Origin of the sequence: Streptomyces rubradiris, assembly GCF_016860525.1 — a bacterium.
Lineage (GTDB): Bacteria > Actinomycetota > Actinomycetes > Streptomycetales > Streptomycetaceae > Streptomyces > Streptomyces rubradiris.
Window position 1 is genome coordinate 1603005 of sequence record NZ_BNEA01000001.1, and the last position, 18395, is coordinate 1621399.

The 18395-nt window shown below is 74.1% G+C and carries 20 protein-coding genes and 1 pseudogene; 8 read left to right on the forward strand and 13 right to left on the reverse strand.

Annotated features, from left to right (window positions below):
- Nucleotides 1-35: 35 nt before the first annotated feature.
- Nucleotides 36-593, reverse strand: a complete 558-nt coding sequence (locus tag Srubr_RS07440; protein WP_189996689.1) for a carboxymuconolactone decarboxylase family protein — start codon at nt 591-593, stop codon at nt 36-38.
- 47 nt (nt 594-640) lie between these two features.
- Between Srubr_RS07440 and pdxR the strand changes: the two genes are divergently transcribed.
- Nucleotides 641-2098, forward strand: a complete 1458-nt coding sequence (pdxR, locus tag Srubr_RS07445) for a MocR-like pyridoxine biosynthesis transcription factor PdxR (RefSeq protein WP_189996688.1) — start codon at nt 641-643, stop codon at nt 2096-2098.
- Between the two features lie 161 nt (nt 2099-2259).
- Here pdxR and Srubr_RS07450 read toward each other — a convergent pair whose 3' ends face one another.
- Both Srubr_RS07450 and Srubr_RS07455 read right to left on the reverse strand, forming a co-directional pair.
- Nucleotides 2260-2514, reverse strand: coding sequence for a DUF397 domain-containing protein (locus tag Srubr_RS07450; RefSeq protein ID WP_189996687.1), 255 nt, complete (start codon nt 2512-2514; stop codon nt 2260-2262).
- On the reverse strand, nt 2515-3375 hold the full coding sequence (locus tag Srubr_RS07455) for a helix-turn-helix domain-containing protein (protein WP_189996686.1): 861 nt from the start codon (nt 3373-3375) through the stop codon (nt 2515-2517).
- Between the two features lie 202 nt (nt 3376-3577).
- Here Srubr_RS07455 and Srubr_RS07460 point away from each other — a divergent pair, with 202 nt between their 5' ends.
- Nucleotides 3578-4333, forward strand: coding sequence for an ATP-binding protein (locus tag Srubr_RS07460; protein WP_189996685.1), 756 nt, complete (start codon nt 3578-3580; stop codon nt 4331-4333).
- 278 nt (nt 4334-4611) lie between these two features.
- On the forward strand, nt 4612-4992 hold the full coding sequence (locus tag Srubr_RS07465; RefSeq protein ID WP_189996684.1) for a hypothetical protein: 381 nt from the start codon (nt 4612-4614) through the stop codon (nt 4990-4992).
- Between the two features lie 166 nt (nt 4993-5158).
- On the opposite strand, the gene Srubr_RS07470 is transcribed toward Srubr_RS07465, so the two are convergent.
- The 4 genes from Srubr_RS07470 to Srubr_RS07485 form a co-directional block, all read right to left on the reverse strand.
- Nucleotides 5159-5335, reverse strand: coding sequence for a hypothetical protein (locus Srubr_RS07470; protein WP_189996683.1), 177 nt, complete (start codon nt 5333-5335; stop codon nt 5159-5161).
- 193 nt (nt 5336-5528) lie between these two features.
- A complete protein-coding gene (locus Srubr_RS07475; protein ID WP_189996682.1) occupies nt 5529-6173 on the reverse strand; it encodes a DUF899 domain-containing protein in 645 nt (214 codons plus the stop codon).
- A 132-nt stretch (nt 6174-6305) separates the two neighbouring features.
- The gene (locus Srubr_RS07480) at nt 6306-7676 is read right to left on the reverse strand and encodes an amidohydrolase (RefSeq protein WP_189996681.1); all 1371 of its coding nucleotides are present in this window, start codon (nt 7674-7676) and stop codon (nt 6306-6308) included.
- A 132-nt stretch (nt 7677-7808) separates the two neighbouring features.
- Entirely contained in the window at nt 7809-9881 is a 2073-nt protein-coding gene (locus Srubr_RS07485) for an FUSC family protein (RefSeq protein ID WP_373313553.1), read from the reverse strand.
- A 331-nt stretch (nt 9882-10212) separates the two neighbouring features.
- On the opposite strand from Srubr_RS07485, the pseudogene Srubr_RS41820 reads away from it, so the two are divergent.
- A pseudogene (locus Srubr_RS41820) lies at nt 10213-10614 on the forward strand (RidA family protein); the annotation flags it as partial.
- Complete coding sequence (locus tag Srubr_RS40255) at nt 10603-11070, forward strand: GNAT family N-acetyltransferase (RefSeq protein ID WP_229926745.1); 468 nt, start codon at nt 10603-10605, stop codon at nt 11068-11070. The pseudogene Srubr_RS41820 and the gene Srubr_RS40255, both read left to right, overlap by 12 nt.
- On the opposite strand, the gene Srubr_RS07495 is transcribed toward Srubr_RS40255, so the two are convergent.
- Together Srubr_RS07495 and Srubr_RS07500 are read right to left on the reverse strand one after the other, a co-directional pair.
- Nucleotides 11052-11837: an aspartate/glutamate racemase family protein gene (locus Srubr_RS07495; RefSeq protein ID WP_189996678.1), complete on the reverse strand. Its 786-nt coding sequence runs from the start codon at nt 11835-11837 to the stop codon at nt 11052-11054. The genes Srubr_RS40255 and Srubr_RS07495 overlap by 19 nt on opposite strands.
- Nucleotide 11838: 1 nt before the next feature.
- Nucleotides 11839-13296 carry an NCS1 family nucleobase:cation symporter-1 gene (locus Srubr_RS07500; RefSeq protein WP_189996677.1) on the reverse strand — a complete coding sequence of 486 codons (1458 nt, stop codon included), beginning with the start codon at nt 13294-13296 and terminating at the stop codon, nt 11839-11841.
- 199 nt (nt 13297-13495) lie between these two features.
- On the opposite strand from Srubr_RS07500, the gene Srubr_RS07505 reads away from it, so the two are divergent.
- Entirely contained in the window at nt 13496-14170 is a 675-nt protein-coding gene (locus tag Srubr_RS07505; RefSeq protein WP_189996676.1) for a GntR family transcriptional regulator, read from the forward strand.
- A 19-nt stretch (nt 14171-14189) separates the two neighbouring features.
- Here the strand turns inward: Srubr_RS07505 and Srubr_RS07510 are convergent, their stop codons facing one another.
- The gene (locus Srubr_RS07510) at nt 14190-14885 is read right to left on the reverse strand and encodes a uracil-DNA glycosylase (protein ID WP_189996675.1); all 696 of its coding nucleotides are present in this window, start codon (nt 14883-14885) and stop codon (nt 14190-14192) included.
- A gap of 134 nt (nt 14886-15019) precedes the next feature.
- On the opposite strand from Srubr_RS07510, the gene Srubr_RS07515 reads away from it, so the two are divergent.
- Nucleotides 15020-15700: an RNA-binding S4 domain-containing protein gene (locus tag Srubr_RS07515; protein ID WP_189996674.1), complete on the forward strand. Its 681-nt coding sequence runs from the start codon at nt 15020-15022 to the stop codon at nt 15698-15700.
- Between the two features lie 333 nt (nt 15701-16033).
- Here the strand turns inward: Srubr_RS07515 and Srubr_RS07520 are convergent, their stop codons facing one another.
- Nucleotides 16034-16726 carry a class I SAM-dependent methyltransferase gene (locus Srubr_RS07520; RefSeq protein ID WP_229926742.1) on the reverse strand — a complete coding sequence of 231 codons (693 nt, stop codon included), beginning with the start codon at nt 16724-16726 and terminating at the stop codon, nt 16034-16036.
- 209 nt (nt 16727-16935) lie between these two features.
- Between Srubr_RS07520 and Srubr_RS07525 the strand changes: the two genes are divergently transcribed.
- Nucleotides 16936-17220 (forward strand): DUF6343 family protein, encoded by a 285-nt coding sequence (locus Srubr_RS07525; protein WP_189996672.1) that lies wholly within the window; start codon nt 16936-16938, stop codon nt 17218-17220.
- A 63-nt stretch (nt 17221-17283) separates the two neighbouring features.
- Here the strand turns inward: Srubr_RS07525 and Srubr_RS07530 are convergent, their stop codons facing one another.
- Both Srubr_RS07530 and coaE read right to left on the reverse strand, forming a co-directional pair.
- Nucleotides 17284-17664, reverse strand: a complete 381-nt coding sequence (locus tag Srubr_RS07530) for a tetratricopeptide repeat protein (protein WP_181795697.1) — start codon at nt 17662-17664, stop codon at nt 17284-17286.
- A 49-nt stretch (nt 17665-17713) separates the two neighbouring features.
- Complete coding sequence (gene coaE / locus Srubr_RS07535; protein WP_189996671.1) at nt 17714-18331, reverse strand: dephospho-CoA kinase; 618 nt, start codon at nt 18329-18331, stop codon at nt 17714-17716.
- Nucleotides 18332-18395: the final 64 nt, after the last annotated feature.

Sequence of the window (18395 nt, forward strand, 5' to 3'; positions counted from 1 at the left end):
CACCCCACGAGCCCGCCCCCACCGTCGACCCGTCCTCAGCCGGTGCGTTCGTCCGTGCCCGCCACCTTCCCCGTGGCCAGGGCCACCCGGTTCCAGGTGTTGATGGTGAGGATCAGGGACAGGACCTGGGCCAGTTCCCGTTCCTCGAAGTGGGCGGCGGCCTCGGCGTAGACGGGGTCGGGGACACCGCCGTCGGCGATCAGGGTGACCGCCTCGGTCAGGGCCAGCGCGGCCTGTTCCTTGGAGGTGAAGAAGTGCCGGGCCTCCCGCCAGACGGCGACCAGGTGGAGCCGGTCCTCGCTCTCCCCGGCCTTGCGGGCGTCGTTGGTGTGCATGTGCAGGCAGTAGGCGCAGTGGTTGAGATGGGAGGCGCGGATCTGGATCAGTTCGACCAGGGCCGGGTCCAGGCCCGCTCGGGCGGCGGTGTCGAAGCGGATGATCGCGCGGTAGACCTCCGGCGCGGCCTTGGCGAAGTCCAGGCGGGTGCGGGCGGCCTCGGCGGCGGCGATCCCGGTGGTGGGGTCGAAGGTGCTGTCAAAGGTGCCGTCAGAAGTGCGGCCGGAGGTGCTGACGGTGTGCGTGTCCGTGGTCATGTGCTCCACCGTAGGAGCCGGAAAGACCGATAGTAGGGTGCATTTCCATGACGGAATCGTGGGTCAATTACGCGGAGCGGATCGGCGTCGACCTGCATCTGGAGCTGTCCGGACCGGGGGGCCGGCGGGCCGCGCTGACCCGGGCGCTGCGGGAGGCCGTGCGCGGAGGCCGGCTGGCTCCGGGCACCCGGCTGCCGCCGTACCGGTCACTCGCCGCGGACCTGGGCGTGGCCCGCAACACGGTGGCCGACGCCTACGCGGAACTGGTCGCGGAGGGCTGGCTGACCGCCCGGCAGGGTTCGGGGACCCGGGTCGCCGAGCGGGCGCGCCCGCTGCGCCAGGCCGTGGGTGCGCCGGCCCGGGCGCCGGCACGCGCGCGTGGCCCACGGCACGATCTGCGGCAGGGCAGGCCGGACGCCTCGGCCTTTCCCCGCGCGGCGTGGGCGGCCTCGTACCGCCGGGCGCTCCAGGCGGCACCCAGCGAGGCGTTCGGGCCGGGCGATCCGGCCGGGCGCCGGGAGCTGCGGGAGACGCTGGCGGAATACCTGGCACGCGCGCGTGGGGTGCGCACCGAGCCGGACCGGATCGTGATCTGCTCGGGCTTCGCGCACGCGCTGCGGCTGCTCTTCGGCCGGGACACGCCCGGCGGGACAGGCGGTTGGGGCGGGCCGGCCGGAGGCGGGGTGCTGCGGGGGCCGCTGGGTGTGGAGGGGTACGGTCTCGGTTTCCACCGGGACCTGCTCGCGGCGGCCGGCGTGCGCACGGTGCCGCTGCCGCTGGACGAGCACGGCGCGCGAGTGGCGGCGCTCGGGCGCGAGCGGGCCGTGCTGCTGACGCCCGCGCACCAGTTCCCGACCGGCGGACCGCTGCGTCCGGAGCGCCGGGCGGCGGTGATCGACTGGGCACGCGCGCGGGGGTCGGTGGTGCTGGAGGACGACTACGACGGCGAGTTCCGCTACGACCGCCGGCCCGTCGGCGCGCTTCAGGGACTCGACCCGGAGCGGGTGATCCACATCGGGTCGGTCAGCAAGAGCCTGTCACCGGCGTTGCGGCTGGGCTGGATGGTCCTGCCGGAGCGGTATGTGGAGCCGGTGCTGGCGGCGAAGGGCGAGCGGGAGGGGTGGGCGAGCGTGCCGGACCAGTTGGCGCTCGCGGACTTCATGGCCGGTGGGTCGTACGACCGGCATGTGCGGCGGATGCGGCAGCGCTACCGGGGCCGGCGTGACCGGCTGGTCGCCGCGCTGGCCGAGCGGGCGCCGCACATCGAGGTGACGGGTGTCGCGGCGGGGCTGCACGCGGTGCTGCGGCTGCCGCCCGGCACGGAACAGACGGTGGTGGAGGCCGCCGCGCGGCGGGGCATCGCCCTCGACGGTCTTGCCGCGTTCCGGCACCCGGACGGCCCTGCATCGGCCGGCGACGGCCTGGTGGTGGGGTACGCGGCCCCGGCCGACCACGCCTACGGGGCGGCGCTGGAGGCGCTGTGCGAGGTGCTTGCGGCGGCGTGACTCCCGTACACCCGGTCGGGCCATGCCCTGTTCATGCGGCACTCCGTGAGCGTAGGACGCGGGGAACGGTCAATTCGTGGTCACGACAGAGGGTCACGACAGGAAAGTTGAGCCAAGAATCAAAAACCTCGACGGGGCGCCGGGCCGGGCCGTCGGCGAGTTCAGGACAGCAGGAAGTCGGCCACCCCCGCTTTGGCGCCTTCTATGAACGCGGTCATCTCGTCCATGGTGTAGATCAGCGCCGGTCCGTCCGGATCGGTCGACTGGCGTACGGCGATCCGCCCGTCGGCGAGCTTCATCGCCTCCAGGCAGTTCCCGCCGTTGCCGCCGCTCCAGGGCTTGTGCCACCCCTCGCTGCCCAACTCCCGCGCGGGCATGCCGTTGTAGACGCGTCCGCGCGGCATGATGCGATCCATTCACAGCTCCTTGCGGAGATCCCGGAGGATCTCCTTCGTGCGTTGTGCCGTAGCGGCCTGCGCCGCCATGCGGTCCATGACCTCGAGATGGGTCGCCACCTCGGCGCGCGCGTCCAGATAGACGGCGCCGGTCAGGTACTCGCTGTAGACCATGTCCGGCAGTTCGGACACGGCGAATCGGAACAGCACGAAGGGCCCGTACGTCCCCGGGTGCGGCCCGTTGGCGAACGGGGCGACCTGGAGCGTCACATGGGCCAACTCCGTGGCCTCAAGCAACTTGTCGATCTGTGCGCGCATGACCTCCGGGCCACCGACCGGACGGCGCAGCGCGGTCTCGTCCATCACCGCCCAGAAGCGGGGGGCGTCGGGGCGGGTGAGCAGGGCCTGGCGCCGCATGCGCAGGTCGACGTGGCGCTCGATGTCGTCCGGGCTGGTCTGTCCGACGGCACCGGACTTCAGCACGCCGCGCGCGTAGTCCTCGGTCTGGAGCAGGCCGGGGACGAAGTGCGGCTCGTAGGACCGGATGAGGCTGGCCGCGCCCTCCAGGCTGACGTACATCGAGAACCAGCCCGGCAGGATGTCGTGGAACCGCTGCCACCAGCCGGGGCGGTTCGCCTCCTCGGCCAGCTGGACGAAGACATCGGCCTCGTCGTCGGGGACGCCGTAGGCCTTCAGCAGCAGCTGCAGGTACGGGATCTTGAGGGCGACCTCCGCCGTCTCCATGCGGCGGACGGTGGCGGGTGCGACATGGAGAACGCGGGCGGCCTCCTCGCGCTTCAGCCCGGCGCGTTCCCGCAGGTCCTGCAAGCGCCGGCCGAGGACCACCTGGCCCACCGTCGGCGCGGACCGCGGTTCGCTCACGCTCCCACCTCCACCGAAAGTTTCCCGACAGCCCTGCGGCGCCATTCGAAGGTTCATTCGAAGACCGGGCCCGATCTCCGACGACTCCAATTGGCGCCGCGCGAGGTGCTGTTGCGAGCAGTGTGCCACGCTCCCTGACAGAGTCCCTAACACTCTGCATTTTTCAGAGTGACTCTTGCCAAGTGTCCGCGACGGGGCGATAGTGGCAGGCGTGATTCCGTCCGCGCCTTTAGGAACAGACGCCGCCGCCGGCCGTGCCGGCCTCGGTGCCGAGGGGGGCATCCCCGCGCGAGCCGGTTCGGGCCTGGTGGAGGGGGCAGCCCTCCACGGAGGCGCCGCCGGACGCAGGTTCCGCTTCGAGCTGGCCGCACATCCGGGTTCCGTCGCCCAGGCAAGACGCCTGACCCAGACCCGGCTGTCCGGCTGGGCGGTCTGCGCGGACACCTGTGACAGCGCGGCCCTGGTCATATCCGAGCTGGTCACCAACGCCATCGTGCACACCGCGAGCAGCCGGGTCGTGTGCGAGCTGCACGACCACGACGACATGGTGCGCATAGCCGTCCGAGACGAGGGCTGTGCTCCTGGCGAGCCCCACCCGTCCCCGCAGCGACCCGACGAGGAGCACGGGAGGGGGTTGCTTCTCGTCGACGCGCTGTGCCGGGCCTGGGGCGCCCAGGAGCACGGCCCCGGCCTGCTGGTCTGGGCCGAACTGCCCCGCGGCACCGACACCGCCGAGGACGCGCCCGAGCCGCGCGCCGACCTCGGCTGGGGCGCCCGCCCCAAGCCGGGCCGCCCGGAGGACTCCGGGGAGGACCAGCAGGCCGCGGCGGAGCGTCCCCTGCGGGAGCCGGGGCAGTACGACGGCGCCGCCCTCCACGCCGGGCCGCACCGGCACCCGGCGGCGGCGGGACACCCGTGCCGCACGCCCGAGCAGCGTCCTCACCGGGAGGGCCCGTGACGGGCACCGCCGGCGCCGGACGGACCGGGGACACCGGGACCGGTGCCGAGGCCGGGTCCGACTCCCATGCCTGTACCGGGTCCCACGCCGGTACCGGGTCCCATGCCGGTGCCGGGGCCCATGCCGGTGCCGGGGCCCACGCCGGTGCCGGGTCCCATCCCAGTGCGGGCTCCCACGCCGGCGCCAGTTCCCAAGTCGGCGCCGGACCCCGTTCCCGTGCCGCTGCCGGTACCAGTGCCGGTCCGGAGAGCGCCTTCGGCCTGGACACGCTCGTCCGGATGCAACGCCGGCGGTCAGTCCCGGACCAGGACGCGGGTCGGCCGCTGTCGCTGCCGGACGGCATGACCGCGCCGCTCGGCTGGGACGCCGTGGCCGTGCCCGACCGGCTGGGCCCGCTCGTCGTACCCCGGCTGCCGAGGGTGGGCTGCGTGTACACCGACGGCTCCCAGTGGTGGTGGATCGTGCCGTCGGACTCCGACTACGCCCTGCCCTGGCCGGCACCGGCCCGCTACACCACGGGTGCCCTGGCCACCGGCACCGCCCGGCTGATCCACCGCCCGGCGGGCACCGTCCCGTACACCCCGCCGATCCCGCTCTACCTGGCCCTGTGCCGGGTGACGGGTACGGCTCCGGACTGGTCACGAGCCGCGTCGGCGTAACCCCCCGCACGCCTCTCGTACGCCCTGCACGCCCCCTGGTACGCGGCGCACGGCCCGCGCACCCCGTGTGCCCCCTGTACACCTCGCCCACCCCGCCCCCGTACGTCCCCCGCCCCGTACGTCTCCTCACACCCCCGTACGCCTCGTCACGCCCCGCCCGGCCGGCTCACTCGGACGGGTCGGCGCCGCGGACGATCACCAGGAACGCGTCCGTAGCGAGGTCCATGACGACCTCGGCGGGCAGGCCTTCCAGCCGTCGCGCGTGCGCGAACTCCTCCGCGGGCCAGGAGCCGCGCGGACCACCGGCGGGGAAGCGTTCGAGCACTCTTCGCCCGTTCACCATCTCGACCTCCAGAAGCGTCGTACGTGTAAGGAGTCAACGCTCTGGAGAGGGAAAACGCCTCGCCCGGTGACGGTACTGAGACCTGGCCGACACCGGTTCGGCGCGGACCGTGAGAATCCGTTCACCTCGGTGACACGAACCGTACGCTCCGTATCGCCGCCCGTACCTCGCGTATCAGCAGGCGCAGTCCCGGTCAGTAGTCGTACTCGTCGTGCAGCCGCAGCCGGTCGCTGCCGGCGGGGTTGCGGCCGAGCGCGGTCAGGTCGAGCAGGGCCGCGGTGGTGCCCAGCACGTCCAGCCCGTCGTCGTACAGCGAGTAGGTGTGGAAGACCCGGTCGTGGTCGCGCAGGAAGCAGCTGACGCCCGCGCGTTCGACCAGTTCGCCGTCCGTCTCGACGGTGGCCTCGAAGTCGCGGTTGAAGTCGCTGTGCGCCGAGGAGTACCAGGGCACCGCCCAGCCCATCCGCGCCTTGAACGGCAGGATCCGGGTGAACGGCGCCCGGGAGACGGCCGCGAAGGAGGTGTTGCGGGCGCGCAGATGGGCGAGGTGGCCGACCTGGTCCAGGAAGGCCGCGCAGCACGGGCAGCCGGTCTCCCACTCGGGCGCGAACATGAAGTGGTGGACGACGAGCTGGGCCCGGCCCTCGAAGAGGTCCAGGAGGGTGGCCTTGCCGTCGCCGCCCTCGAAGACGTACTCCGGGTCGACCTCGACCATGGGCAGCCTCCGGCGCTCGGCGTCCAGGGCCTCGCGCGCCCTCCTGGCCGCCTCCTCCTTGCGCCGCAACTCCTCGCGCGCTGCGCGCCACCGCTCACGCGAGACGATCTCCGGAAACGACATGAGCCCTCCTGTCCGACGGTCCGTCCGGGGTGGTGACCGTCGGCGTGCGCGGAACTCATCGCTGCGGAGGGGGAGTTTTTCGGCCAGTCTCACGGGGCTCCCAGGCCACCCGCGTTCCGCCGGGCGGCGGGCTCAGGTGTCGTACTCCTGGACGCGCCGTCCGTGGCCGCGCGCGGTCAGCCCGGGCAGCCGCCGCGTCAACTCCCGTACGACGTCTTCCACGTCGAGGGTGAGCAGGACGCGGTCCCGCATCAGGACGCGGCCGTCGACGATCGTCGTACGGACGTCGGCCGCGCGGGCGCTGTGCACCAGGGTGGCGGCGAGGTCGTGGACCGGCTGGGTGTGCGGGCCGGTGAGGTCGACGAGGACGATGTCGGCGCGCCGGCCGGGCGCGAGGGAGCCGATCCGGTCCCCGAGGCCGACCGCGCGGGCGCTCTGCGAGGTGGCGTGGTGCAGGGCCTGACGTGCGGTCAGCCAGCGCGGGTCGCCCTCGGCGGACTTCTGGATGAGTGACGTCAGCGCCATCGCCTCCCACACGTCCAGGGAGTTGTTGGAGGCGGCGCCGTCCGTGGCGAGGCCGACGGGGACGCCGGCCGCGCGCAGCGCCCGCACCGGAGTGGTCGTCGGCCAGGCGAACTTCAGGTAGCCACGGGGTGCGGTGGCCACCGCCGTACGGCCGCCGGTCCGCTCCAGCAGCGGCAGGTCCCGCTCCAGGATGCCGGTGCCGTGGGCGATGAGCAGGTCGGTGTCCAGCAGGCCGGCGCGGTCCAGGATCTCGATGGGGGTGCGGCCGTGCCGGGCCAGGCTGGTCTCGGTCTGGTCGCGGTTCTCGGCGGCGTGGATGTGGACGGGCAGGCCGTGCGCGCGGGCGAGTACGGCGGTGGCGGTGAGGTCGGCGTCGGTGACGGTGTAGGGGGCGTGCGGGGCGAGCGCGGTGGTGACGCGGCCGTCGGCGGCGCCGCGCCGGCGGAGCGCGAACTCCAGCGACGCCTCCCGGCCCCGGGGCCCCTGGCCGGAGAAGTAGACCTGCCCGAGGTGGGCGCGCAGCCCGCACTCGGCGACGACGTCGGCGACCGCGTCCATGTGGAAGTAGTGGTCGGCGAAGCAGGTCACCCCGCCCCGGATCATCTCGGCGCAGGCCAGCCGCGCCCCCAGCGCCACGTCCCGCTCGGTGAGGTTGGTCTCGACGGGCCAGACGACGTCGTTGAACCACTGCTCCGTCGGCAGGTCCTCGGCGAGCCCCCGCAGGGCCACCATCGGGGCGTGCGTATGGCAGTTGATCAGACCGGGCAGCGCGACCTGCCCGAACGCCTCGATCCGCGTCACGGCCGGTACGTCCCGGGCGGCGGCGGCCGTGGTGACCGCGTCGATCGCCCCGTCACGGACGACGATCGCGGCGTCCTCGCGGAAACCGATGCGTTCCGCGTCGTCGTGCACCAGGACGGCACAGCCGGTGACGACGAGGTCGGCGGGAGAGCCACCCGCGATCCCAACGGCACTCATACGACCAACGTACGGGTTTTCGCCGGGTGGTGGGGGATCCTCCGGTACGACTGCGGACACGACGGCCGACGGTACCGCCAAGACCGTAGGGCTACGGCGACTCGTACAGGTACGGCGGCTCGGTGCGTACGGCTACGCGGCGGCGGGCAGCGGTACCCGTACACCCTGTCGCTCCAGCCGCTCCAGCTCCTCCAGCGCCTCGCGCAGCCGCCGGAGGTGCCGGGGGGTGAGCCGCCCGGTGTCGTCGAGGTGCACGGCGCAGGCCGTGGTGGTGTCCACGAGCCGTTCCAGGGCCTCGGCGACGGCGTCCGTGCCCTCCGTGTGCCGGGCCAGCGCGGGCAGTTCGGCGGCGGCGTGCGAGATGGCGGTCCGGGCCTCGGCGAGGGTCCGGTATGCCTCCCGGCGCAACGCCCACCGCCGGGCGCGGTCGTCAGGTGCCTCGCCCGACGTCCACCGCTCGGCACGGTCACCAGGCCCCCCGCCCGTCGACCACCGCCCGACGCCGTCACCAGGCCCCCCGCCCGTCGACCACCGCCCGACGCCGTCACCAGGCCCCCCGCCCGTCGACCACCGCTCGGCGCGGGCCCCGGACCCGGCGGCGTACTCGTGGGCGGACGGGCCGAGGACGTGCAGCAGGTAGGCGTGTGCCGCGCCCCCGGCCGCCGCGAGCCGGTCGCGTACCCGGCCGCCCCGCTCCCCCGGCATCGGCAGGTGTCCCACGACCAGCACGAGCGCGCAGGCCAGCAGGGTCTCGCCGATCCGGCCGGCCGAGGCCTGGGGTTCGCCACCGGCCATGATCAGGGCGAGGACGAGGACGGTCACGACGGCGGTGAGCGCCGCGAAGTGCCGGGTGGCGACCGGTATGAGCGCGCCGCACACCGCCACCAGCGCGATCAGTCCGGCCGGGCGGGGCAGCAGCGCGGCGAGCCCGGCGAAGACCAGGGCGCCGAGGACGGTGCCCGCGGCCCGGCACAGCACCCGGGAGGCGAGCGGACCGAGGTCGGGCTTGACGAGGAAGACGGCGGTGGCGGGCAGCCAGTACCAGTGCGCGTGCGGCCCGTACCAGCGGGCGTGGTGCAGGGCCTGGGCGATGGCCGCGCCGGCGCCGAAGCAGAGGGCGACGCGCAGACCGTACTCGCGCCCGCCGGGACCGAGTGCGGCCCGCAGCGCCCGGCGCGGGCCCCGGCGCCGGACGGGCAGCCCGCGGTGGGCGCCCTCGCCCCGGTCGAAGGCCTCGGCGGCGCGCAGCAGGGCGTCGTCCAGGGCGCGCAGGGCGGGGAGCACGGGGGCTGCCTCGCGGACGCGGAGCCCGGTGCGCGGCAGGTGCGGGGCGGGCAGCGGGCCGGGTCCGGTGTCGGCGCGGACCGCCGCGGCGAGCCGCCGGGGCCCCTGCGCCGCCCGCGCCGGCACCGGCTCCCCCGCCCAGCACAGGGCGGTGGCGGCCTCGGCGAGGGGCAGTGCCGCGGCGAACCGCGCGTGCAGCCGGCGTTCGGCGGCGGACGCGGCGTATCCGCGCAGCCGGGGTCCGGCGAGGGCGTCCTGGGCGTGGTCGAGCGCGGCGGTCAGCGCGGCCCGCCGGGCGGTGGCGTGCGCGCCGCCCGCGGCTTCGACGAGCGCGGCGATCGCGTCGTACACGCCGGCGACCGCGGCCCGCTCCCCGTCGAACCGGAAGTCCCCGGCGAGCGAGCCGGGGGTGGGCAGGACGAGCCGCAGCACGAGCAGCCAGCCGGCCCCGGCGAGGAAGGCGAGGGCGCGCTGCCAGCCGGAGTCGGCCGCGGGCATCCCGGCGCCGACCGCCGCGGCGACGAGCAGCTGGGTACCGGCCGCTGAGGCGACGGGCCCGACGGCGCTGACGCCGCCGGCGACCAGGCCCAGCGTGGTGAGCACCAGGGTCAGCGGTACGGCGGTCAGCCCCTGCCCGGCATACGTCCCCACGAGCAGCCCGGCCGCTCCGGCGCACGCGGGCACGCCGAGCCGGCGCACGGAGGCCCGCCGGCCGCCGGGCCGGTCGTTGATGCCGGCGAGCATGGCACCGATGGCGGCGAGCACCCCGAGAGCGGTCCGGCCGAGGAGCATCCCGGCGAGCAGCGCCGGTCCGGCGGCGAGGGCGCCCCGGCACACCGCGTTCCAGGGGACGGGTTCGCGCTGGGCGCGGAAGGCGTGGGCGAGCCAGGGGGGTACGGCGGGCAGGGCGGGCCGGGGCACGGGGCTCCTGTTCATTCGAGGGCGGGGGTGGGCCTTCGGACGACGGTGGCCGGTGGAGGTGGTTCCACGGTAGATCGCGTTCCCCGCGTGAAGGGAACACTCACGTTTCGCCCATGTGAAACCTGCCGGGACGGCCGTTTTCTTTATGAACGCAATGCCCGGAGGGCCCCCTCGCCTTCATAAGCACGACCACCCTTCATGAGCGCGACGCCCCGACGGCCTCCTTGGCGTCGTCAGGACGGTCTCTGGGCCCCGTTAATTCGGATGCGGGCGAGGCCGGGCGGGCCGGATCATCGGACACCTGTCCACCACCCCCCGTAGGAGCCTCTTCGTGATACGGCGTGTGACCGCCCCCGCCCTGTTCCCTCCGCCCACCTACTCCCACGCCTCCGTCGTCGAGGCGGGCACGAGACTCGCGTTCCTCGCCGGCTCGGTGCCGCTGACCGCCGACGGGAAGCTGGTGGGGACGGGGGACCCGGTGCGCCAGGCCGAGCAGGTGATCGCGAACCTGCGCGAGCAGCTGCGGGCCGTCGGCAGCGATCTGGAGCACGTGCTGACGACGGACGTGTACGTGGTCGGCGACGACAGCGCGGCGCTGGCCGCGGTGTGGCAGGTCGTGGAGTCCTCGGGGCTGAGCGCGGGACCGCACTCCTCCACGCTGCTCGGCGTGAGCTGCCTCGGCTACCCCGGCCAGCTCGTGGAGATCACGGCAACCGCCGTGGTGCCGGAGCCGGCGGCGGACCCGGTGGTGCTGCGCCGTGCCGTGCCGGCCGACGCCCGTGCCGTCGCCGACGTCTATCTGCGGTCCTTCGACGCCGCGCTGCCGACCGTCGTCCGCCCGCACACGGACGACGAGGTCCGGGACTACTTCCGTGAGGTCGTGGTGCCGGCGCGGGAGACCTGGGTGGCGGAGGCGGCCGGCGCCGGTGTGATCGGCCTGATGGTGCTGGACGGGGAGACGCTGGACCAGCTGTACCTGGACCCCGGGTGGCGGGGCCGGGGCATCGGGGACCGGTTCGTCGCGCTGGCGAAGGAGCGCAGCCCGGGCGGGCTGACCCTGTGGACGTTCCAGGTGAACGAGCCCGCGCGCCGCTTCTACGAGCGGCACGGCTTCACCGCCGTGGCGTTCACCGACGGCGGCCGCAACGAGGAGCGCGAACCGGACGTCCGCTACGACTGGCGCCCCTGAGGCACCGGGACCTCCCGCACACCCGGTGTCCCCGGGGCATCGGGGGGTGCGGCCCGCTGTCCCCACACCCGGTGCTTGGGCAGCGGCTTGGCGTAACCACCCGCGCGGCTCGTGGTCAGGCCGAGTGCCACCAGGGACTCGGCGAGCTTGACCGCCGCCCCTACGCCGTCGACGACCGGCATCCCGAGCTTCCGTGCCACCGTCCGCTCCAGTCCGGTCATCCCGGCGCAGCCCAGGATCAGCACCTCGGCGCCGGCGTCCCGGGCGCGTTCGGCGGCGGCGAGGAAGGCGGTCTCGGTCCGGGCCGGGTCCGCGGCGAGGTCGAGCACGCCGAGGCCGGTGCCGACGACGGCGGCACAGTTGCGGGCCACGCCCGCGGTCTCCAGGCTGTCCTCGATCTGGCCGCGGGACCGGTCGAGGGTGGTGACGACGCCGTAGCGGCGCCCGAGGAGGCAGGCGAGGTGGGCCGCGGCCTCGGTGATGTCCACCACGGGTACGTCCACCAGTTCCCGTACGCCCTCCCGCCCGTGCTCCCCGAACCCGGCCAGCACCACCGCGTCGTAGGGCGGGCCGGCGTAGGTGCGCAGCGCGTCGAGGACGGCGGCGGCGGACAGGTAGCTGTCCAGCCAGCCCTCCGCGGACTCCGGTCCCCAGGCGGGGGTCAGTCCGGTCACGGCGGTGTCCGGGCCCGCGGCACCACGGGCGCCGCGGACGATGTCCTCGGTCATCTCGCGGGTGGTGTTGCAGTTGGTGACGACGATCCGCACGTCAGCCCTCCTGTCCCGCCGCCGCGCGCTCCCGGCGGCACAGCGCCGCGTACAGGCCGGCGGCGAGTGCCGTGCCGATGAACCAGGAGTACGGGGACACCGCGCCGAAGGTCCGCACCAGGGCGATGACGGCGGCGACCGCGGCGGACGGCAGGAACGCCCACAGCGCCTTGGGGTTGACGCCCTTGCGGTAGTGGTACGGGGTGCCGGGCCGGGCGTCGAACAGCGCGTCCACGTCGATCCTGCCGCGCTTGACCCAGTAGTAGTCGACCATGATCACGCCGAACAGCGGGCCCAGGAAGGCGCCGAGGCCGCCGAGGAAGTAGTTGACGACGGCCGGGTTGGAGAAGAGGTTCCAGGGGGTGACCACCAGGGCCGCCACCGTGCTGATCATCCCGCCGGCCTTGAAGGTGATCCTGCGCGGCCAGACGTTGGCCAGGTCGTACGCCGGGGAGACGAAGTTGGCGACGATGTTGACGCCCATGGTGGCGATGGCGAAGGTCAGGGCGGCGACGACGAGCACCCACGTGTTGCCCACCCTGGCGACCAGCTCCGCCGGGTCGGTGATGGCCTCGCCGAACGCCTCCAGGGAGCCCGCCGTGACGATCACCGAGACCACCACGAACGCCGTGGAGTTGACCGGCAGGCCCCAGAAGTTGCCGCGCCGGACCGTCCGTTGGTCGGGCGCGAAGCGGGAGAAGTCGCAGAAGTTGAGCATCAGGGTGCCGTAGGTGGCGAGGATCAGGCCGATCGCGCCGAACCACTGCCGCCACTGCTCGCCGGCCGGTACCGGGTTCGGGGTGGCGGTGAGCGGGATGTGCCAGTGGGCCTCGGCGAGCACCCAGACGGCCAGCGCGATCATCACCAGCCAGATCGCCGGACCGCAGAAGTCCTGGAACCGGCGCACGGCTTCCATGCCCCGGCTGATGATCAGCGCCTGGAGGAGCCAGAGCGAGACGAAGGAGATCCAGCCGAGCGCGTCTAGGCCGAGGAAGGAGGAGCGCGTCAGCGACTCCAGGCCCGGCCAGGCGGCCAGCAGCATGACGTTGACGGCGACGGAGGCCAGATAGGTCTGGATGCCGTACCACATGATGGCGATCACGGCCCGGATCAGCGCCGGGAAGTTGGCGCCCCAGACGCCGAAGCTGATGCGGCTGACGACGGGGAAGGGCACCCCGTGCCGCTGGCCGATCCTGCCCATCCCGTTCATGCCCGCGTAGATGAGCACGAAGCCGACGAGGAGGGAGGTGAGGACCTGCCAGACGTTCAGGCCGAGGACCAGCAGGCCGGCGGCGAAGGTGTAGTTGCCGAGGTTGTGGACGTCGGACATCCACAGGGCGAACAGGTCGAAGACCTTCCAGTTCCGCTGTTTCGCGGGGGCGAGGTCCTCGTTGACGAGGCGGGGGTCGGGGACGGACGCGGCGGCGCCGGTGGCGGTGGCGCGGTCGGCGAGGGACACGGGGCCTCCAGGGTCGCGGGGACGGAGGACGGCGGTTTCCCGGCGGGTTTCCTTGCGTGCCGGGCGGGTTTCCTTGTGTGCCGGACGAGCGCGTTTGGTATACCAAACTGCGGTCATGGTCCCGCCGTCAAGCGTCCGGACCGATGTCGTCGCCGTTACGGCCCGGTAAAAGACCCCTGCCGTCGGCGAAGATGGGCCCATGAGCCCCACGACGGGCCCCGGGCGGGCCAAGACCGAACCCCTGGGCGCGGTGCGCGAGCGGGTCCTGGCGAGCCTGCGGGAGGACATCATCGCCGGTCGCCTGGGGCCCGGCGACCGGCTCGTGGAGCGGGAACTGGCCGAGCGGTTCGGGGTCTCGCGGGTGCCGGTGCGCGAGGCCATCCGGGCCCTGGTCGCCGAGGGCTTCGTCCTCTTCGAGTCGGCCCGGCGCACCGTCGTACGCCGGCTCACCCCGGCCGATGTCCGCGAACTCTTCGAGCTGCGCGAGGCGTTGGAGGTGTACGCGGCGGGCCTGGCGGCGGCCCGGGCGACCCCGGAGGCGCTGGCGGAGCTGCGGGACCTGCTCGGCCGGGCGGCCCGGGCGACGGAGGCGGGGGACGCCGAGGCGATCACAGACGTCAACACCCGCTTCCACGACCGGGTCCTCGCCATGGCCGGCAACGGCCTGCTGATCTCGGTGATGGAACCGGTCGACGGCCGCCTGCGCTGGCTCACCCGGCGCAACGAGGAGTGGCCCCAACTCCTCGCCGAACACCGCGAACTGTACGAGGCCATCGCCTCCGGCGACCCGGACCGGGCCCGCGCCCACGCGCTCGGCCACGTCCGCGCCAACTACCGCTCGACCGTACGGCACCTGTTCGGCGAGGAGGACTGAGCGCGGCCGTACCGGCTGCTCACGACAGCCCGGCCGCGTCCGCCGCCGTACGCAGGACCTCCCGCAGCATCTCGGCGGTGAGCCGGCCGGTGAAGGTGTTGCGCTGGCTGACGTGGAAGCAGCCGAAGAGGTCCAGGCCGTCCAGCGCGACCCGGGCGCCGTGACCGAAGGCCGGACGGGGTCGGGGCACCGTCCAGCCGGCCGCCGCGAACGCGGGCAGCGCGGCCTGCCAGCCGAAGGCACCGAGCACGACGGCCGCCCTCAGCGTCGGCCGGAGCAGCGTCAGCTCCTGCACCAGCCAGGGACGGCAGGTGTCGCGCTCCCCCGGGGTCGGCTTGTTGGCGGGCGGCGCGCAGTGCACCGGCGCCGTGACCCGCACGCCGTACAGCTCCAGCCCGTCGTCCGCGCTGACGGAGGTGGGCTGGGAGGCGAGCCCCACGTCGTACAGCGCCTGGTAGAGCACGTCTCCGGAACGGTCGCCGGTGAACATCCGGCCGGTGCGGTTGCCGCCGTGCGCGGCCGGAGCGAGCCCGATGATCACCAGCCGGGCGTCGGCGGGGCCGAAGCCGGGCACCGGCCGCCCCCAGTACGTCCAGTCCGCGAACGCGGCCCGTTTCGTGCGGGCCACCTCCTCCCGCCACTCGACCAGCCGGGGACAGGCCCGGCACCGGGCGACGCGCCGGTCCAGCCGGGCGAGGGCACTGGTGTGGTCCATGTGGTCACCGTAGGTCGGGGGTGGGTGGTGGGGCGGGGCCGGCGGCGGGGCGGCCCGCCGGGTTGCGCGGGTGCCCGGGTGAGCGCCGGGAAAACGCTTCCGGTTCGGTGGCCCGTGCGCGTTAAGGTCAGGGCATGGCTTCCGAGGATGCGGACGAGAACGTGGACCGTGGGACCGGCGAGGGGGCGGGCGCGCCGGGTGCGTCGGGCGAGGCGGGGTCCGCCCCCTCCGCACAGCCGCTCGACCCCAAGATCGCCGCCGCGGTGGCCGCGGCCGAGGCCGCCGGGCCCGCGGGCGGCGAGACCGTCCGTATCGACAGCTGGATCTGGGCCGTCCGTCTGATCAAGACACGTTCCCTCGGCGCCACCGCCTGCCGGGGCGGGCATGTGCGGGTGAACGGCGAGCGGGTGAAGCCCGCCTACTCCGTGCGCGTCGGTGACGAGGTACGGCTGCGGCACGAGGGCCGGGAACGGGTCGTGATCGTCAAGCGCCTGATCCGCAAGCGGGTCGGGGCGCCGGTGGCCGCGCAGTGCTACATCGACAACTCCCCTCCGCCACCGCCCCGCGAGGCCGTAGCTCCCGTCGGCCTCCGCGACCGGGGCACCGGCCGCCCCACCAAGCGCGACCGCCGCGAACTCGAACGCCTACGCGCCCTGACCCTCGGCAGCCCCGCCGGCTTCGCCGACCCCGGCCCGCCCACCGGCCGAGGCGGACCGGGCGGCACGAGGGGCGCGACCACGGGCGGCTCGGGCGCAGGCGCCCGCAGGGGCACCCGCGGACCGGGCGACCGTGGGGAATCGGCGGGCCACGGCTGACCGGAGGGCCGTGGCTGAGGCGACGGCTCCGGCACCGGCACGGCACCGGCGGCGCCCCCGGCACTGGCAGCGACCCCTACGAGCATCGGCGGTCACCCGGGACCGGTGAGCTGACGGTCCGGGCGATGCCGCCCAGGGCCGGTGAGCCGACGCGCCCGACGGCATCCCTCACCGCCGGTGAACCAACGGCCTCGGCCGCCTGACGCCTCCCCTGTCGTCGGCCCGACCAGCGTGATCATCCCGGCGCGACCACCCCGGCCGACGTGACCGGCCAGGCCCGGGTGGCCGCCCAAGCCCGCTCATCCACCCCAACCGGCGCGACTACCGCCCCGATCACCCCACCGGCACCGCCCTCACCCATATCCCGTCCGGGGTCAGATACCTGTCGACCCGCAGTCCCGCCTCCGCCAGCGCCGACTCGAACTGGTCCTTCGTCAGGGGCCTGGACAGGAAGGTCTGGGTCCAGACCGCGTCCGGGAACACATACTCCGCGTGGACCGAGTGCACGCCCTCCCCGGCCGGCTCCACCGAGCTGATCCGGACGGTGAACCCGCTCGGGTCGACCCGCTCCCTGGGCACGTTGGTGTGGTAGTCCGCGCCCTCCCGCTGAATGAGCACGCAGCCGTCCTCCGCCACGTGCCGGGCACAGGTACGCAGCAAACCTCTGCGCACGTCCTCGTCACCGGCGTGCACCAGGAACGACGCGAGCATCACCACGTCGAACGTCTCGCCCAGGTCCAGGGTCTCGATGGGACCGCATATCGTGCGCGCCCCGCGGACCCTGGCCAGCATGTCGGCGGACTCGTCCACCGCCGTGACCGTGAAGCCTCGCTCCAGCAGCGCATGGGTCACCCGGCCGACCCCGCTCCCCAGCTCCAGGATGTGCGCCCCGGCCGGCACCGCGGCGGCGATGATGTCCGGCTCGTCCCCCACCGGCAGCCGTGCGTACAGCTCGACCGCGCAGCCGTCCGGGGTGATCGCCCCCGGGCCCGTGCCCTCGTATCCCTCACGCATCTCGATCCTCATGCCCGGACAACGGCCCACGCCCGTACGCCCGTTCCCCCTTTCCCCCGATTCGCTCCTTCGAGTTATTCAGGCCGGAACGGGAACCATCCGAGCCCTACCCACCGGCGCCCTTTGCCCCGCGCATGCCGGGCCGGGCCGAGCTGGGCCAGGCCGAGTGGTGGTGCGGGCCGGCGGCGAAGAGTACGTTGCAAGGAGGAGTGGTGGGTGCGATGCGTACGGGCAGTGAACCGGCGACCGCCCGCAGTGCCCTGCGGGCGCGGTTCTGGCTGAGCGTGTGGGGGGCGGGCTGGACGGCCCTCGGCACGGTGGCCTTCGCGCTGGCCGGGCGGCCTGGCTGGGCGGCGGCGTGCGCGGCGCTGTGGCTGGTGACCACCGTCGACCTGGCCGTGGTCCTGCGGCACCTCCGGCAGGGCCCGCACTACCAGCCGGGCCGTGACGTACCCCCGTACCAGCCGCCGGAGGACGGACCGCCGTACCCGCCCCGGCGTCCGTGAACGAGCGGGCCGGGCTCTCCCCTGTCCGGACCGGGCGGACGGTGCTGACGGCGCCGCCCGGGCTCACGCGTCGAAGCGCGCCGCTTCCAGGTACCGCGGGTTGGGGTCCAGCGCGGCGGCCAGCCGGAAGTGCCGCTTGGCCTGGTCGGGACGGCCCTGGCGTTCGTAGGTGCGGGCCAGGGCGAAGTGCGCGAACGCGTTGTCCGGCTCGCGTTCCAGCACGATGGTGAACTCCAGCTCCGCGGGCCGAAGTTGCGCCGCGGCGAAGAAGGCACGCGCGCGCAGCAGCCGGGCCGCCGTGTTCTCGGGGTGCGCGGCGATGACTCCGTCGAGCAGCTTCACCGCGCCCCGCGGGTCCCGCGCGTTGAGCAGTTGCTCGGCGGCACGGAAGTCGATGACATGCGTTTCCGGAGTGCGTCCGGTGGAACCGCTGGTCTCGGGCACGGCTGAGTCCTTCCCTTGCTCCAGCGGTTCAACGCCCCGAAGCGGTCGGCTATTCCGCGCCGGCGCTCCCCTGCCGCGCCCGGCGGGCGAGGTCGTCCCACACCTCGGCGACCCGCTCGCGCAAGGCGTCCAGGGAGACGTCGTTGTCGATGACGATGTCCGCGATCTCCCGGCGCTGCTCGCGCGTCGCCTGCGCGGCCATACGCGCGCGTGCGTCCTCCTCGGTCATCCCGCGCAGCCGTACCAGCCGGTCGAGCTGGGTCCGGGGGCTCGCGTCCACGACGATCACGACGTCGTAGAGGGGTGCGAGACCGTTCTCGGTGAGCAGGGGAACGTCGTGGACCACCACGGCGTCCTCGGGCACCGCGCTCTCCAGCTCGCGGGAGCGGTCCCGGACCAGGGGGTGCACGATCGAGTTGAGGACGGCGAGCTTCTCCGGGTCGGCGAACACGATGGAGCCGAGCCGGGGCCGGTCCAGACCGCCGTCGGCGGCGAGGACGTCCGGGCCGAAGGCGTCGACCACGGCGGCGAGGCCGGGGGTGCCGGGCGCCACGACCTCGCGGGCGATGCGGTCCGCGTCGATCAGGACGGCCCCGTGCTCCACGAGCAGCCGGGACACCTCGCTCTTGCCGGCACCGATCCCGCCGGTCAGGCCCACTGTCAGCATGAGCGGAAGCCTAGACGCTCAGCCAGGAGGCCGTTACGGCAGGTGCCCGCCAGCGCCCGCTCCC

What these genes read in the sequence shown, in the direction of transcription:
- Srubr_RS07480 (WP_189996681.1), bottom strand. Translation starts at nt 7,676, where the DNA reads ATGAGTGCCGTTGGGATCGCGGGTGGCTCTCCCGCCGACCTCGTCGTC.
- pdxR (WP_189996688.1), top strand. Translation starts at nt 641, where the DNA reads ATGACGGAATCGTGGGTCAATTACGCGGAGCGGATCGGCGTCGACCTG.
- Srubr_RS07450 (WP_189996687.1), bottom strand. Translation starts at nt 2,514, where the DNA reads ATGGATCGCATCATGCCGCGCGGACGCGTCTACAACGGCATGCCCGCG.
- Srubr_RS07475 (WP_189996682.1), bottom strand. Translation starts at nt 6,173, where the DNA reads ATGTCGTTTCCGGAGATCGTCTCGCGTGAGCGGTGGCGCGCAGCGCGC.
- Srubr_RS07520 (WP_229926742.1), bottom strand. Translation starts at nt 16,726, where the DNA reads ATGAGGATCGAGATGCGTGAGGGATACGAGGGCACGGGCCCGGGGGCG.
- Srubr_RS07510 (WP_189996675.1), bottom strand. Translation starts at nt 14,885, where the DNA reads ATGGACCACACCAGTGCCCTCGCCCGGCTGGACCGGCGCGTCGCCCGG.
- Srubr_RS07515 (WP_189996674.1), top strand. Translation starts at nt 15,020, where the DNA reads ATGGCTTCCGAGGATGCGGACGAGAACGTGGACCGTGGGACCGGCGAG.
- coaE (WP_189996671.1), bottom strand. Translation starts at nt 18,331, where the DNA reads ATGCTGACAGTGGGCCTGACCGGCGGGATCGGTGCCGGCAAGAGCGAG.
- Srubr_RS07440 (WP_189996689.1), bottom strand. Translation starts at nt 593, where the DNA reads ATGACCACGGACACGCACACCGTCAGCACCTCCGGCCGCACTTCTGAC.
- Srubr_RS07525 (WP_189996672.1), top strand. Translation starts at nt 16,936, where the DNA reads ATGCGTACGGGCAGTGAACCGGCGACCGCCCGCAGTGCCCTGCGGGCG.
- Srubr_RS07470 (WP_189996683.1), bottom strand. Translation starts at nt 5,335, where the DNA reads ATGGTGAACGGGCGAAGAGTGCTCGAACGCTTCCCCGCCGGTGGTCCG.
- Srubr_RS07465 (WP_189996684.1), top strand. Translation starts at nt 4,612, where the DNA reads ATGCAACGCCGGCGGTCAGTCCCGGACCAGGACGCGGGTCGGCCGCTG.
- Srubr_RS07505 (WP_189996676.1), top strand. Translation starts at nt 13,496, where the DNA reads ATGAGCCCCACGACGGGCCCCGGGCGGGCCAAGACCGAACCCCTGGGC.